Source organism: Paraglaciecola marina (genome assembly GCF_004360155.1).
Classification (GTDB): Bacteria; Pseudomonadota; Gammaproteobacteria; order Enterobacterales; family Alteromonadaceae; genus Paraglaciecola; species Paraglaciecola marina.
The window spans coordinates 38,737-53,262 of record NZ_SAIS01000004.1 but is presented as its reverse complement, the minus strand read 5'-3'; the positions used below and the strand labels follow the sequence as shown (position 1 = coordinate 53,262).

Genomic DNA, 14,526 nt, shown 5'->3' with positions numbered 1-14,526 from the left:
CACTAAATTATCCTGTTTTTTATTCGGTAAGTATTTTTGAACCAAAAATCTGTTAAATCTGGTGTGCTATTCGCTATTGCAGCTTATGTGATGTGGGGCTTGGCCCCCATGTATTTTAAAGCATTGAATGAAATGGCAGCCCCAGAGATTATGATGCATAGGGTGTTTTGGTCTGTGCCTGTATTGTTTATTCTGTTATTGGCTAGAAGAAAACTTGGTCAAGTTATTGTCGCTATCCTAGCCCCTAAAATTTTAAAAACGCTGCTAGTTAGCGGGTTCTTGTTGGCTGTTAACTGGTTGGTGTTTATTTGGGCTATCAATAATGACCGTTTGTTAGAATCTAGTCTTGGTTATTTCATTAATCCACTCATAAATGTGGCACTAGCTAGGGCCTTTTTAGGAGAAAAACTGACCCGATTACAAGGAGTGGCTGTTGCAGTTGTGTTTATTGGAGTGGTGAACGTTTTGGTCGCTTATGGCGAACTTCCTTGGGTGTCTTTGGTTTTAGCTGGAACCTTTAGCTGTTATGGCTTATTGCGCAAGAAAGTTGCTGTTGAATCAATGCCTGGTTTATTTATTGAAAGTCTTTTTATGTTTCCGTTTGCTATCGCCTATTGGATAGTAGTTCAACCGGAACACAGTAACTTATTAACCAATGATATTGAGTTAAACAGCCTTATTGTTTTGGCAGGAGTGATCACTACCGTACCACTTTTATGTTTTACAGCCGCCGCCAGACGTATTCGTTATACCACTTTAGGTTTCTTTCAATACATAGGTCCAAGTATCATGTTTGTTTTGGCTGTTGGGGTCTATAAAGAACCAATTGATAGTACCAAGATTTTTACTTTTATTTGTGTTTGGGCCGCTTTGATTATTTATGTGTATGATCTACTTAGAGTATATAAACAAGCTCCCAAAATTTAATCTGATACTACTTTATTGCGCCCACTGTTTTTGGCTGTATATAAGAGTTCATCAGCTTTACGTATCATTCCTTTTATACCAGCACTATTACTGTGGGTAAGACCAATACTCACGGTACAAGACAAAGTTTGTTTTTCAAACGTTAACTTTTTATTGCTCATAGCAAGACGAAATTTTTCAATTGTTTCTGCTACTTCATCTTTAGGGATATTGGTAAAATATACACAAAACTCTTCTCCACCAAACCTTGCTGCAGTGTAGTCAGAAAAGTAGTCCGCCACTAATTTGGCTATTTCTTTGAGGGTGTAATCACCACAATCGTGGCCGTAGGTATCGTTTATATTTTTGAAATGATCCACATCGACAATCGCTAAACTTTCTAATTTAGGATTGATTTTTTGTAAGGCTTCAACTCGTGTAAAAAAATACCGGCGGTTAGGTAGTCCAGTTAAATAATCTGAATTGGCTACTCGTCTAATGGTTTCAATGTTTTCTAATCTTTCTATATTCTGCATCACCCTACAAAAAAATTCTTCGTGTGAGTATGATTTATGTAAGTAATCTGTGGCACCACTTTTTATAAATCGTGCCGACAGACCGCTAGTTGTATCAGCAGTAATGCCAATTATCCCTAAGTCTTCTTTAGAATGGGTGAGACGTAACTCTGAAATGAGCTGTATTGCAGAGGTGCTAGACAAATTTTCGTCAATAATCACTAGGCGAATATTCGAATTGTGGCGCAAAGCCTGAATACTCTGTTCTGAGTTTACGGCTTCAAATGTAATGAAGTTATGACGTTTAAGTAGGGCTGTCATAGCATTTCTGCTATTTCTAGATTGATTTGCGACTAATACTGCTATTTTTTTATTCTTGTCTAAGCGACTTAACAAGCGAGTTAAGTATTCGTAAACTTGGGCATTTTCTTTTGGGATATAATCCACGATATTCTTTTCAAGAATAATACTTCTTGTGGTTTCATCTAGGTTTTCAGTGACAACAATCGTGGGTAAAAAAGAATCAATTGTAAAATCGATTGCTTCTCCGTTAGGGGCATCTGCTAGGTTAAAGTCGACTACAGCGCATAAATATTCTTCAGGTGTTGAAGTAGAGAAAACATGCTTTGCCTCAACTAAGCTGGTGGTGCAAACGGGTTGTAAATTTGCATCAGAAATAAGACGTTGCATTACAGCCATACTTGCTCGGTTGTTTTCGACTATTAGAACTTTATGTTGCATTGATTACTTTACACCTTAGTCAATTTAGCGAAAGACATCACAAGCCATTTACTACCAAAGTCATCAAAGTTGACTTGAATACGAGCATGCTCTCCAGAGCCTTCGTAATTGAGCACGGTGCCTTCCGCAAACTTGGGGTGGCAAACTCTTTCTCCTAATTGAAAGGCAGATGAGTCAAATGTAGTATGCCCTGTTGCTGAGGTAAATCGATTATGTACAGGACGAGAGATAGTCGTGCGTAGTCTTACTTCTTCTATGTGTTCTGATGGTATTTCTTTAATAAACCGTGATGGTGTGTGGTATTTGTCTTGCCCGTATACTCGCCTGTTTTCAGCGTAGGTGATATAAAGCTTTTGCATAGCCCTAGTCATGCCCACGTAACAAAGCCTGCGTTCTTCTTCTATCTTGCCTGGCTCTTCATTACTCATTTGGCTTGGAAACATGCCTTCTTCTACGCCAACCATAAACACTAAAGGAAACTCTAAACCTTTAGCCGTATGGATTGTCATCATTTGTACTGCGTCTTGGTGGCTATCGGCTTGGGTATCGCCAGCTTCTAAAGAAGCATGTGCCAAGAAGGCTGAAAGTGGGGTCATATTGTCAGCTTCTTCTGGTACAACAAATTGTTTACATGCTGTGACCAGTTCTTCTAAGTTTTCGATTCTTGCTTGGGCTTTTTCGCCTTTCTCTGCTTTATACATGGCGTACAGGCCAGAGTGTTTTATCACATAGTCGGCTTGTTGCTCTAAAGGCAATTCAATAATATCTTGTCTTAATTGCTTAATGAGTTTCATAAAGGCGTCGAGAGCATTTGAGGCCCGGCCATTAAGCCTTTTTTCAGCTAACATTTTGGCACTGGCATCCCACATAGATAATTCAGAATCTCGTGCTAGCTCTCTTACTTGGGATAAGGTTTTATCTCCTAAACCTCGGGTAGGTGTGTTTACAATTCTTTCGTAGGCCGCATCATCAATAGATTGATTGATAATACGAAGATAGCTCAGTGCATCACGAATTTCTTGCCGTTCAAAGAATCGTAATCCCCCGTAAATTCTATACGGAATTGATTCTTGAAGTAGAGCTTCTTCCAAAACCCGAGATTGTGCGTTACTTCGATAAAGAATAGCACAATCAGTTAAGGCGTTACCGTTGTCACTCCATTCTTTTATTCGTGAAACGTTAAAACGCGCTTCATCAAGTTCATTGAATCCCGCATACAAGGATATTAATTCTCCTTGACTATCTTCGGTCCATAACTCTTTACCAAGGCGGCCGCTGTTATTATCAATCACTGCATTTGCAGCTTTTAATATATTGCCTGTAGAGCGATAGTTTTGCTCTAGGCGAATAGTACTTGCGCCCTTAAAGTCTCTTAAAAAGTGTTGAATGTTCTCAACGTTAGCACCGCGCCAGCCATATATAGATTGGTCATCATCTCCCACAATAATCATATTGTTAGTGGGTGCTGCTAGTAATCGTAACCATGCATATTGAATATTGTTGGTGTCTTGAAACTCGTCTACCAGTATCGCTCTAAAGCGTTTTTGATAATGTTGTAAAATGTGGGGGTTGTTTAACCATAACTCGTGAGCTCTAAGTAATAATTCAGCAAAGTCTACTAAACCTGCCCGGTCACATGTTTGCTGATAGGTTTGGTAAATTTCACGCATTTTCTGCTGAGTAGCATCACCATTTGTCTCAATATGTTGTGGGCGTAAACCTTCATCTTTATTGCCATTGATATACCACTGCACATGCTTAGGTGCCCAGTGCTTTTCATCAAGATTTAAACTTTTAAGTACTCGTCTTACTAATCGATATTGATCATCTGAGTCTAGAATAGTGAAGTTTTCGGGTAAATTTACATCGGCATAATGGGTGCGAAGTAATCTGTGGGCTATACCATGAAAGGTTCCAATCCACATTGAGTTGAGAGCAGACCCTTGCAGCTGCTCTACCCTGCCACGCATTTCTTTGGCGGCTTTATTGGTAAAGGTTACTGCTAAAATCCCATAAGGTGCAATATTTTCAACTTCCATTAACCAGGCAATACGGTGCACTAAAACACGGGTTTTACCACTACCGGCACCTGCTAAAATTAGCATGTCAGATGCGGGAGCTGCCACAGCATCCCTTTGTTTATCGTTTAATTGGTCTAGAAGTCGAGATACGTCCATTACACTACATGTCGTCAAAAAAATTATGTGACTAGTATATCAGTAATACTGTATTTAATTACACTAGACTATAAAATTGTAAATTTGTCCCAATTGTATTGAGTAGTGTCTTACAAATCACGTTTATCGTTATTTTAGTGTTAAGTTGGTAATATGAAAATTACTGAAATTATTGATTGTATAAATGGTTCTAGTGAGTATTAGCAAATCCCGAGCCGAGGAATAGCAAATGACGATAGAGTTTTGGCAGCGTTTAAAATCTGAAGCACAAACTTTGGTGACCAAAGAGCCGCTATTAGCAAGTTATGTGCACAAATGTATTTTAGCCCACCATAATTTCGAAACCGCATTGAGCTTTATTTTATCCACTAAGCTAGCGGATGACGTAATGGGATCTTTATCACTAAGAGAAATGTTTGAACAGAGTTATCTATTGCACCCTGAGATAGTTGAGGCAGTTGTTGGTGATGTTGAAGCTGTGTATAACCGTGACCCAGCAGTACATTCTTATTTAACTGTATTGTTGAATTTTAAGGGATTTCACGCTATTCAAGTGCACAGATTAGCCCATCAATTATGGTTAGCTGGTAGGCATGACTTAGCGCTGTTTATACAGAGTCGTAATTCTGAAGTGTTCTCGGTAGACATTCACCCCGCAGCACGTATTGGACAAGGTGTCATGTTTGATCATGCCACCGGGATTGTTGTGGGAGAAACAGCGGTAATTGAAAATAATGTATCTGTAATGCAATCGGTTACTCTAGGGGGCACAGGTAATGAAGCGGGAGACCGCCACCCTAAAATTAAAGAAGGGGTAATGATTGGTGCCGGTGCAAAAATTTTGGGTAACATTACTATTGGTAAAGGTGCTAAAGTTGGAGCGGGTAGTGTGGTATTAAATGATGTGCCAGCACATGTTACTGTTGCAGGCATTCCTGCTAAAATAGTAGGTAAACCAACCTGTCAAAGCCCCTGCGAAACCATGAATCAAAATATACTTGAAGACTAAATGTTTTATAGATTGAAATCAGTGTTAAATATCCTATTTATATAAGTAAAAGTAGCTCTTCAAGCTTATCAAGTTGTATGTGAGGTATAGTCGTTGCGTGTTCGTTCACTAACGCCATTGATCTATTTTCTGCATACCAAGCGGTTTGATAGCCAGATTTTAATGCGCCCCATACGTCTTTATGTAAGTCATCTCCCACATGCAAGATATTACTCTCTGGCAGCTTTAAAAATTGCTTTGAGGCTTCGAACATAGCGCTATTAGGCTTCATGGGTAAGGTTAATGACGCTTTAAGAGTTTTTGAAAAATAAGGCGCTATGCCAATTTGTTCGAGATCAACATTACCATTAGTAATAGCTACAAGAGGAAGCTTTGCAGACAGAGCTTCTAATAAAGAATGAATGTTTTTGGGTAATGAAAAGTTACTCCTCTGAGAATAAAAATAATCAAAACTATGCTGAGCAGCTTCTTTAGCCTCCTTTGGTAATAGTCCTAAGTGTATAAAACCAGAATGCATCGTTGAGTAGCGCAATTGTCCTATGTCATGTTTTAACATTGGCTTGCTTCTTAGGACATTTAATTGATGGGTTTTCCAAAAATATTCATCTATGTTTTTAGTTTCAGGATAGTTTTTTTCTAGCCATGCAAAGAGAGCGTGATTTGCTCTCACGATAATAGGGTAGTTGTTGTACAAGGTGTCATCTAAGTCAAAGGTAATAGCCTTAACTTTTTTTAGTTTTTTATAAAAAATCATTCGGGATTAAAGGTTCTTCTATACGTGTATGACGGCGCATTATTTATTCTTTTTAGCTCTAGGGTGGGCATTGTCATAGACAGTTGCTAAGTGCTGAAAATTTAAATGAGTATAAACTTGAGTCGTTGCAAGGTTAGCATGGCCTAAAAGCTCTTGAACACCTCTTAGATCAGAGCTTGATTCTAATATATGAGTTGCAAAACTATGCCTTAATTTATGGGGATTGACAGATTGTTTTAAATCTTGATTTGCTGCCCATAGTTTCATTCGCTTAGCAACTTGGCGGGTGCTGATCCTATTTTTTCGTTTACTTAGAAATAATGCAGGTTCAGCCTCATCGGCAAATTCTGGTCGTAATTTCAACCATTGTGATATTGCTAACATTGCCACTTTACCTATTGGGAGTAAGCGCTCTTTGCTACCTTTGCCTAATACCCGAAGTTGGCAGCCTGCTTCTATACTTTGCAAGTTGAGAGATGCTAATTCTGCCAATCGTAAACCACAACTGTACATGAGCTCCATTATAGCTTTATCTCTGATTGCCAGTATGTCGTCATTTTTGATATCGAGTAGTTGATGCATTTCATCAACGTTTAGTTGCTTAGGTAAGGGTTTACCTTGCTTAGGAGCGCTAATCGACGTGGCAGGATTTTGAGTTAGGACATTTTGTTGAATCAAAAAAGCACAAAAACCTCTGATTGCTGATAACCGTAATGCGATTGAACGGGGGTTAAGGTCTTTTCTTCTGGCTTGATTTAAAATATGCCGCACATTATGAGTGTCAAATAATGCCCAGCTTTCAATATTTAAGTTCTCGAAAGCAGCATTAAGCTGCCTTTGGTAGCTATCAATAGACTTACCTGCAAGGTGCTTTTCATACTTTAGGTATAACAGATATTTGTCTAACCAAGATTGCAAACTTGGCGCTAACATAATGATGCGCGCTGTTAGTAGGTAAGCATTTTAGGTAATAACACACCTAAAAACTGTTGTAACTGAGTGATTAGCAAAGTGTCCATATCAGGATTAAAATGACTAGCATCTCTGCTACCAATTGCTAATATTCCTAGCTCTCCGGTTTCACCAATAAGCAATAATGCCACTGAGTTGGCTTCTTGATCGCTGAACAACAATTTACGTTCGTGCTCACTTAAGCGGCCAAAGAAAAACTGGTTACGTTGAAAACGCTTTTCAATAAATAATCTACGTTGAATTTCAGGAAGTGCGTGGGGGCCTTTGAATGGCTTAATAGTTACAGCTGATAATTCGAGGTTTTCTTGGATAACTTCTTCTAGGGTAAATTTTATTTCATCTAAATCTTTGCATTTTAAGATACGTAGATTTAAGTCAGCATAGACTCGATATATGGCTTCATTCTGTTTGGCGATAGAAATCAATTGGTTTAGTTTATGATTTAATGTCCTGACTTTTTTACGCAACTGCTCACTTTGCAACTCAACTAGAGAAACACTTCCTTTAAGGGAGTGCGGAATATTTATTTTTTCAATTAAATGAGGATACAGTGCAAAAAAATCTGGGTTTTCAAGTAAGTAAGTGGCTACTGACTCATGGGATAAAGTGGCTGGTTCCTCAAAATTAGAGTTTATGTCTGTATTGTTCTTATATTGTTCCAAACTCTCACTCATATGTTTATATGTCCATCAAATACATGTTCAGCTGTTCCCGTCATTTTCAAGACATTATCTTTGCCTTGCCAACGTATTTTTAAACTTCCACCAGGTAAATCTACTCTAACATCTTTACTTAATTTGTTGTGTATTTGTCCAATAGCTACTGCGGCGCACGCACCACTTCCGCACGCTAGAGTTTCACCTGCTCCACGCTCATAAACCCTTAGCTTCACATGGTTTGGGTTGATGATTTGCATAAAACCGACATTTGCGCCTTCAGTAAACCTTTCATGTTTTTCGAGTAAAGGCCCCATGCCTTCAACATCTGCTTTTTGAACGTCGTCTACTAGTAATACACAATGAGGGTTGCCCATAGAGACGGCACCACAAAAAAATGTTTGCCCTTCTGCCCGCAGTACATAAATTTTTTCCTGCTTTTTAGCTTTAATGGGCACTATTTGTGGGTCGAATTTTGGTACGCCCATATTGACGGTGACTTGGCCATCTTTTTCAAGATATAAAACCATACGCCCCGCTTTGGTACTCACTACGATTTTATTACGATTGATCAAACCTTTCATTTTGACAAATCGTGCGAAACATCGAGCGCCATTACCACATTGTGATACTTCGGACCCGTCAGCGTTGAATATTCTATAATGAAAATCTTGCTCAGGGTCATAGGGAGGCTCGACCAACAAGAGTTGATCGAATCCTACTCCAAAATTTCTATCTGAGAGCTGTTGTATTTTCTCTTTTGAAAAGAAAACATTCTGGGTGACGTTGTCAATGACCATAAAATCATTGCCCAGACCATGCATCTTTGAAAACTGGATTTGCATTGTAATTACTTAGCTAAAATTGTTATCTAACCGCTTTAAGCAGGTCGTTAGATTCGTTGCTCACAGTTATATCATTTCATATAAAGACTGACCATGTCTTTAGCTAACATCAGCAAAAATAATCTAAATAACTTTCTGTTTTAACATCATTTTGTAGTAAACAAGTTTACCAATAAATTAGGTTGGTATGTGTTCACTCTCAAATAAGCTCTCGATAGTTTCTCTTTCTCTGATTAAGTGAGCCTCTGCATCATCAATTAGAATTTCGGCTGCACGACCACGGCTGTTATAGTTTGAAGCCATCACAAATCCGTAAGCGCCAGCGCTTCTTACTGCAAGGTAGTCATTGGGTGCAATTGCAAGCTCTCGCTCTTTTCCTAAAAAGTCACCTGTTTCACAAATGGGCCCTACTACATCATAGGTGGCCACTGCTCGGCTTAAATCTGTTTTAAGAGGAATAATATTTTGCCAAGCTGAATATAATGAAGGACGGATTAAGTCGTTCATAGCTGCATCTACAATTGCAAAGTTTTTCTCATCACCTTCTTTTAAAAACTCAACTTTTGTCAATAACACGCCGGCGTTTGCCATGATGGCGCGGCCAGGTTCAAAAATAAGTAATAAGTCTTCACGTCCTTGCATACGTTCTGCAATGGCTTGGGTGTACTCATCAGGGTGAGGCGCTTTTTCGTTATTGTAAGTGACCCCTAATCCACCACCTACATCTAAATGGTTCAGATGAATGCCGTTTTCTGCTAATTCGTCAATTAAGGCTAATAATATATCTAATGCATCAACAAAAGGTGATAGCTCAGTTAACTGTGAGCCAATATGGCAGTCGATACCAATTACATTTAAAAAGGGCAAACTTTTAGCGTACTTATAAATTTCCACTGCGTTTTGGCGGGCCACGCCAAACTTGTTGGCTTTTAGACCTGTAGAAATATAGGGGTGGGTGTTTGCGTCAACGTCTGGATTAACTCTGATTGAAATAGGAGCTTGTTTACCAAGCTGCTCAGCTACTTTGTTTATTCTTGCTAACTCACTGTGTGATTCGACGTTAAAGCATTTAATATCATGTTGTAATCCTAAAGCTATTTCTTGTTCTGTTTTACCTACACCAGAAAACACAACTTTGCCGGGATCGCCACCTGCCTTAAGTACTCGTAATAATTCACCCCCTGACACTATGTCGAAACCTGAGCCTAATTTCGCCATTACATTTAATACAGCTAGATTAGAGTTGGCTTTAACCGCATAACAAATAAGATGGGGCTGTTCACCAGCAGCTTTATTGAAAGCATGCCAATGACGCTCTATTGTCGCCTTTGAATAGACATAACATGGTGTTTTAAATTTTTCAGCTACGGCAGTCAAGGAGACATTTTCAGCGTAGAGTTCTTGGTTTTTATATGCAAAGTAATCCATATCAATTGGTTCCTATAGCAGGGGATTCGGTGGCTTCTGTAGTTGTTGTTTCTGCTTTATTGCTTTTAGGTTCTTCAGGAAGATAAAGCGCTCGCTTTTGACCACAAGCCGACATACCTAGTAGGCATGAAAGTAGTATGAGTTGTGATGCAATTTTTAGATTTTTTAGCATAACTACCACCGCAAAATAAATAGCTGGCAATAATGTCATTACCTAGCCAAAAAACAAGAGGTAGAGTGAGATGATTTGGCATTTTATGCAATAAGAAATAACTAAGTCTAAAATTTAATGGGGAATTTGACGTAGTTGATTTAGTACTGATTCGGGAAACTTCACTTGACGCCACAAGGCCGAACATAAACTTTCGGTATCTGACCATTGCTTATTTAGAATCCAGTCTATTAGTGTATCTGGGTTGGCTGAAAACCGAATCGTGTCCGGTGTATCACTTTGCAACCATTGCTCAATAGCATCTAAATCTAAAGCGCGCATAAATTGGCAAAGCCCTAATTCAGATAAGGTATGTGCGTTAGAAACCTGTTCGAACTGACCATTGAGAGGTTTTAATAACATGCGCTTCTTAAATTGTAAGCATTCACTAGCTAATTCAAATCCAGCATTGGCGATTACGCCATTACATTTGCTAAGCACCCTATGAAAAGGTGCTATGGCTGTAGGGTGCCAACATATGTTCTCATGTTTGTGGGCATATTTGATAGATGGATGAAAACTAATAAAGTCATGCTCAGCAAACGGACTAAGTGTTTCTTGTATTGTTGAAACATCTTCAAAAGGAAGATATACAAGTATGCTTTTATCTTGCCCTTCACTATGAAATTCTGGATCAATAAAGGGAGGAAGAATAGGGTAACCATAATGGTACCAATGTACTCCTAGCTGTATGTCGGCGGGAGCAAAATAACGAGTAATTAAGTTGTCAACAATATCGGCTTCTTGTTTGGGAATTGGGTGAGCGAAAGCTGCCTGGTGACTGATGGAAATTGAAGGCACCTTTTGTTTTTTAGCAGCCCAAGCTGTTACGGGCTCAAAGTCATTTAAAACAAGATCATAGTTTGTCACATCAAAATGTTTAATGTCATGAAAAAATTGTCTAATTTTCGCCGATTTAATGGTGTTCCAATGATTCACAGCGCCATTGTGGGTTGCGAAAGATAAACCTCGTAAGCTTTGGTATTGCCCAAAAACTTCCATATCAAAGTATTTATCTGGATCTCTACCAGAGAATACAAAATCTACATTCACATCAGCTCTTTTTGCAAATGCCTTCGCCATTATTCTTGCGCGGCTGATATGACCATTTCCCGTACCTTGCACACCAAAAAGAATTTTCATAACACCCTACCTTAGAAAAGCGACAAACTAAGTACTGATATACCTATTCCAAGAGCAGCTCCCGCTAAAATATCTCCAGGGTAATGCACACCTAATAAAACCCTAGAGCAGCCGATGCAGCAGGCCCATGTATAAACTGGAATAGCGATAATTGGATAAAAGCTGGTTAGCAGAGAAGCCATAAGAAAGGCTGCAGCTGTATGCCCTGAAGGTAAACTAAATTTATCAGAAGGGACGATATGTGCTGCAATATCGGTTTGTTGATTACATGGTCGTTGGCGACGTAAACTTTTTTTTAATAAAATATATAATGGCACTTCAAAAGCATAGGCAAGTAGAGCGGTATATAAAAAAAGATCCCCATGTTCAGGCTCTAAGTACCATAATAACAAGCCTATAATTAAATAGAGTTGTCCATCTCCGGTTTTAGAAAGCCACTTGATCCAGCGACAATCCCGATTGGCCGTTAAGTTAAACAACCAATGAAACAAGGCCTTGTCACTTTGTAGTAAAGATTTCATAGGGCTAGCTCGCACTCTTACATAACTGAGCTTATCTTATAAATCACCTATGAATCGTATATTACAGTTTTGCTAAAGCTTTATTACAGTGCATTTAAGTATTCCTAGAATATTGATGTAAATACACTAGATTTGAATTTCTCTAGCAGTATACTCGGGGTAAACCTAGCAGACTTGGAATTAACATGGACTACAACACATCTACTTTATGCGATATTTTTGCGGACAGCGTTGACGTGGTTGAACCCATGTTTATATCTTTTGGTGGTAGACCTTCGTATGGTGGTGAAATAACTACAATTAAATGTTTCGAAGATAAAGGTTTGATTGATAAAACCTTAGAAATGCCTGGTATAGGAAAGGTTTTGTTAATTGATGGTGGGGGCTCTATGCGCCGTGCCTTAATTGATGCTACTTCAGCTCAACTCGCATTTGATAATGGTTGGGAAGGTATAGTGTGTTACGGCAGTGTCCGTGAAGTCGATGAATTGGAAGATATAAATATTGGCATTCACGCAATTGCTTCAATTCCTGTTGGTGCTGACGATCAAGAGTTAGGTGAGGTTGATGTTGCAGTTAATTTTGGGGGGGTCACCTTTTTGCCAGAAGATCATCTTTATGCCGACCAAACAGGAGTGATACTGTCTCCTGACTCTCTTGACCTTGAATAACGTTTGAAGTGTTTAGCTGAACGCTTACTTTATTTAGGATAATAAAAAAGCCGTGCTTCACTGAAACACGGCTCTTTCAATTATGACAATGGTAAAGCTTTAACTTACTTGCCAACCAATACAGAAACGTTTGCGATACCAGCTTTCTTAACTTCGTTAATTACTTCAGTTACGTCACCGTGTTTTGCTTTAGGGTGAGCTTGAACAGCTGCAGCATCTTGATTGTTTTCAGCCAAGAAGCTTTGAATGTTTGCTTCTACGCGGCGAATATCAACCTGACGACCATTCACAACTATTGTTCCATCTTCTTCTACACGAATAGATAAAGATTTTACGTTAGTAGGAGGTGGTGGTGTATTAGAGTCTTTAGGGCGACTAACTTCTAAGCCTTTTTCTTTTACGAAAGAGGTGGTCACAATAAAGAAGATAAGCATGATGAACACTATGTCCAACATGGGAGTCATATCAATTGCAGCTTCGTCGTCTGCGCTGCCGTGCTTTTTTCTTTTCATCGGTATAAATCGCCAATTGGGTTAATACGAATACTGACTTAATAAAGACAGTTCATCTTCAGAGATCCTAAGTATTGTTAAACAATAATCAGAATGCTCTGTGGGTTAGTGTTTTTCACTTCCCTATAGCGTGCCCCAAATGACGAAAATAATCCAGTAGGTTTTTTGAAATTGTTGCTCTATGTTCATCTACCGGATAAATCCCCAACTTGGCCTCAGGGCTTTGTTTGGTTCCTTGTACTAGAAACGCATTTTTTCTGTAGTGATCTTGAATACAGGCCTCAAAGGCACGAGCACTAAGCTCTTGGGGCTGTGCGTAGTAATACATTTTGAGTGTTTTATCGGCAAATGCACTGCGGTTTACGTAGTCATTTGGTTGGGTTTTAGAGGGGGTTAAAAAAATTGCTTCAAAAACCCGGCTGAGTTTTATATTTAGACCGTGGGGCTTTTGTTGATGATCTTTTAACCAGCACTGCGATGCAAATTGATGGCTTTTAGTGTCTATAAATAATTTATTGCAAATGTAATGGTCAAACCCATGGAACCACTCGTGGGCTAAAGCGCCTCCACCGGCGTTTTTAGCTAAAGCCAATACTTTACGCTGCGAGTCGTAGTGGGCACTGCTGTGTTTTCTGCCGCCACTTCCAAATGCTAGCGACAAGCTGCTATTTAACGAGATGACTGTTTCTGACACCTCTAGGATTTCCATTAAGTCGCATAAGGCATCAAAAAATAAGTTGGCGGCTAGTTGTTGCTCTTCTTTGGTCACCCATTTACCTATGGTGACAGTACGAAACCCAAATATTTTAACTATGTCTTGAAAGCTAACATCAGCGCCGTCTCTGTGGGACGGACCATTTCTATAATAGGGTTGGTGAATACGTGATGGCTGACTTGGCACTTTTTACATGCCAGCTAGTTCATCTAGAATTTGCTTGCTCCATTGTTCAATGCGCTTATCTGTTAAGTCATATTGATTTTCATCGTCTAGGCTTAAGCCAACAAAAAAGCTGTTTTCTGCAATTAACGCTTTTGAATGGTTGAAGTAATACCCTTCGTTAGGCCAATAGCCTATAAATTCACAGTGCAGCACTGCAAGTTCATCGTGCAGCATACCCAGTGCATCTTGAAACCAATCTGCGTAGCCTAGTTGATCACCTAAACCATATAAGGCAACGGTTTTGCCTGCTAAATCTAAGGACTTAATATCTTGCCAGTTCGACTCCCAGTCTTCTTGCAACTCACCAAAATCCCAGGTTGAAATACCGAATATTAATACGTCATATTCTTCTGCTTTTTTTAAGTGGGTGTCTTTAATATCAAACAGCTCAAGGGTAGCGCTTTCAGACAAGTCTTGTATTTGTGTTTGAATTTTTTCAGCTGCCATTTCGGTATAGCAAGTTGTGGAGCCATAAAATAAGCCAATCTTTAGTTCTTTTGTGGACATGTGGGCCTTAATGAAAAA

The 14,526-nt window shown here is 39.1% G+C and carries 16 protein-coding genes; 3 read left to right on the top strand and 13 right to left on the bottom strand.

Features of this window, described 5'->3' with window-relative positions:
* Positions 1-36 precede the first annotated feature (36 nt).
* The gene (rarD, locus tag EOK74_RS09610) at positions 37-927 is read left to right on the top strand and encodes an EamA family transporter RarD (RefSeq protein ID WP_133469792.1); all 891 of its coding nucleotides are present in this window, start codon (positions 37-39) and stop codon (positions 925-927) included.
* On the opposite strand, the gene EOK74_RS09605 is transcribed toward rarD, so the two are convergent.
* Entirely contained in the window at positions 924-2,162 is a 1,239-nt protein-coding gene (locus EOK74_RS09605; RefSeq protein WP_133469791.1) for a GGDEF domain-containing response regulator, read from the bottom strand. The two genes, rarD and EOK74_RS09605, sit on opposite strands and share 4 nt — an antisense overlap.
* Positions 2,163-2,170: 8 nt before the next feature.
* A complete protein-coding gene (gene uvrD / locus EOK74_RS09600; protein WP_133469790.1) occupies positions 2,171-4,339 on the bottom strand; it encodes a DNA helicase II in 2,169 nt (722 codons plus the stop codon).
* A gap of 229 nt (positions 4,340-4,568) precedes the next feature.
* Here uvrD and cysE point away from each other — a divergent pair, with 229 nt between their 5' ends.
* Positions 4,569-5,348 carry a serine O-acetyltransferase gene (cysE, locus tag EOK74_RS09595; protein WP_133469789.1) on the top strand — a complete coding sequence of 260 codons (780 nt, stop codon included), beginning with the start codon at positions 4,569-4,571 and terminating at the stop codon, positions 5,346-5,348.
* 37 nt (positions 5,349-5,385) lie between these two features.
* On the opposite strand, the gene EOK74_RS09590 is transcribed toward cysE, so the two are convergent.
* From EOK74_RS09590 to EOK74_RS09555, 8 genes are all read right to left on the bottom strand, one after another.
* Positions 5,386-6,102: an HAD-IA family hydrolase gene (locus EOK74_RS09590; RefSeq protein ID WP_133469788.1), complete on the bottom strand. Its 717-nt coding sequence runs from the start codon at positions 6,100-6,102 to the stop codon at positions 5,386-5,388.
* A gap of 39 nt (positions 6,103-6,141) precedes the next feature.
* The gene (locus tag EOK74_RS09585) at positions 6,142-7,035 is read right to left on the bottom strand and encodes a tyrosine recombinase XerC (protein ID WP_133469787.1); all 894 of its coding nucleotides are present in this window, start codon (positions 7,033-7,035) and stop codon (positions 6,142-6,144) included.
* Positions 7,036-7,049: 14 nt separating this feature from the next.
* Entirely contained in the window at positions 7,050-7,748 is a 699-nt protein-coding gene (locus tag EOK74_RS09580; RefSeq protein ID WP_133469786.1) for a DUF484 family protein, read from the bottom strand.
* Complete coding sequence (gene dapF / locus EOK74_RS09575) at positions 7,745-8,575, bottom strand: diaminopimelate epimerase (RefSeq protein ID WP_133469785.1); 831 nt, start codon at positions 8,573-8,575, stop codon at positions 7,745-7,747. Before dapF ends, EOK74_RS09580 begins: the two co-directional genes overlap by 4 nt.
* A gap of 177 nt (positions 8,576-8,752) precedes the next feature.
* Complete coding sequence (gene lysA / locus EOK74_RS09570; RefSeq protein ID WP_133469784.1) at positions 8,753-10,003, bottom strand: diaminopimelate decarboxylase; 1,251 nt, start codon at positions 10,001-10,003, stop codon at positions 8,753-8,755.
* Between the two features lies 1 nt (position 10,004).
* A complete protein-coding gene (lptM, locus tag EOK74_RS09565; protein ID WP_133469783.1) occupies positions 10,005-10,214 on the bottom strand; it encodes an LPS translocon maturation chaperone LptM in 210 nt (69 codons plus the stop codon).
* Between the two features lie 75 nt (positions 10,215-10,289).
* Positions 10,290-11,357, bottom strand: coding sequence for an MJ1255/VC2487 family glycosyltransferase (locus tag EOK74_RS09560; protein ID WP_133469782.1), 1,068 nt, complete (start codon positions 11,355-11,357; stop codon positions 10,290-10,292).
* Positions 11,358-11,368: 11 nt separating this feature from the next.
* Complete coding sequence (locus tag EOK74_RS09555; RefSeq protein ID WP_133469781.1) at positions 11,369-11,878, bottom strand: phosphatase PAP2 family protein; 510 nt, start codon at positions 11,876-11,878, stop codon at positions 11,369-11,371.
* A 185-nt stretch (positions 11,879-12,063) separates the two neighbouring features.
* Here EOK74_RS09555 and rraA point away from each other — a divergent pair, with 185 nt between their 5' ends.
* Complete coding sequence (gene rraA, locus EOK74_RS09550; RefSeq protein ID WP_133469780.1) at positions 12,064-12,549, top strand: ribonuclease E activity regulator RraA; 486 nt, start codon at positions 12,064-12,066, stop codon at positions 12,547-12,549.
* A 104-nt stretch (positions 12,550-12,653) separates the two neighbouring features.
* On the opposite strand, the gene EOK74_RS09545 is transcribed toward rraA, so the two are convergent.
* The 3 genes from EOK74_RS09545 to fldB all read right to left on the bottom strand — a co-directional run bounded on the left by EOK74_RS09545 (position 12,654) and on the right by fldB (position 14,508).
* Entirely contained in the window at positions 12,654-13,061 is a 408-nt protein-coding gene (locus EOK74_RS09545) for an ExbD/TolR family protein (RefSeq protein WP_133469779.1), read from the bottom strand.
* Positions 13,062-13,176: 115 nt separating this feature from the next.
* Positions 13,177-13,962, bottom strand: coding sequence for a CLCA_X family protein (locus EOK74_RS09540; protein WP_133469778.1), 786 nt, complete (start codon positions 13,960-13,962; stop codon positions 13,177-13,179).
* 3 nt (positions 13,963-13,965) lie between these two features.
* Positions 13,966-14,508 (bottom strand): flavodoxin FldB, encoded by a 543-nt coding sequence (gene fldB, locus EOK74_RS09535; RefSeq protein ID WP_133469777.1) that lies wholly within the window; start codon positions 14,506-14,508, stop codon positions 13,966-13,968.
* Positions 14,509-14,526: the final 18 nt, after the last annotated feature.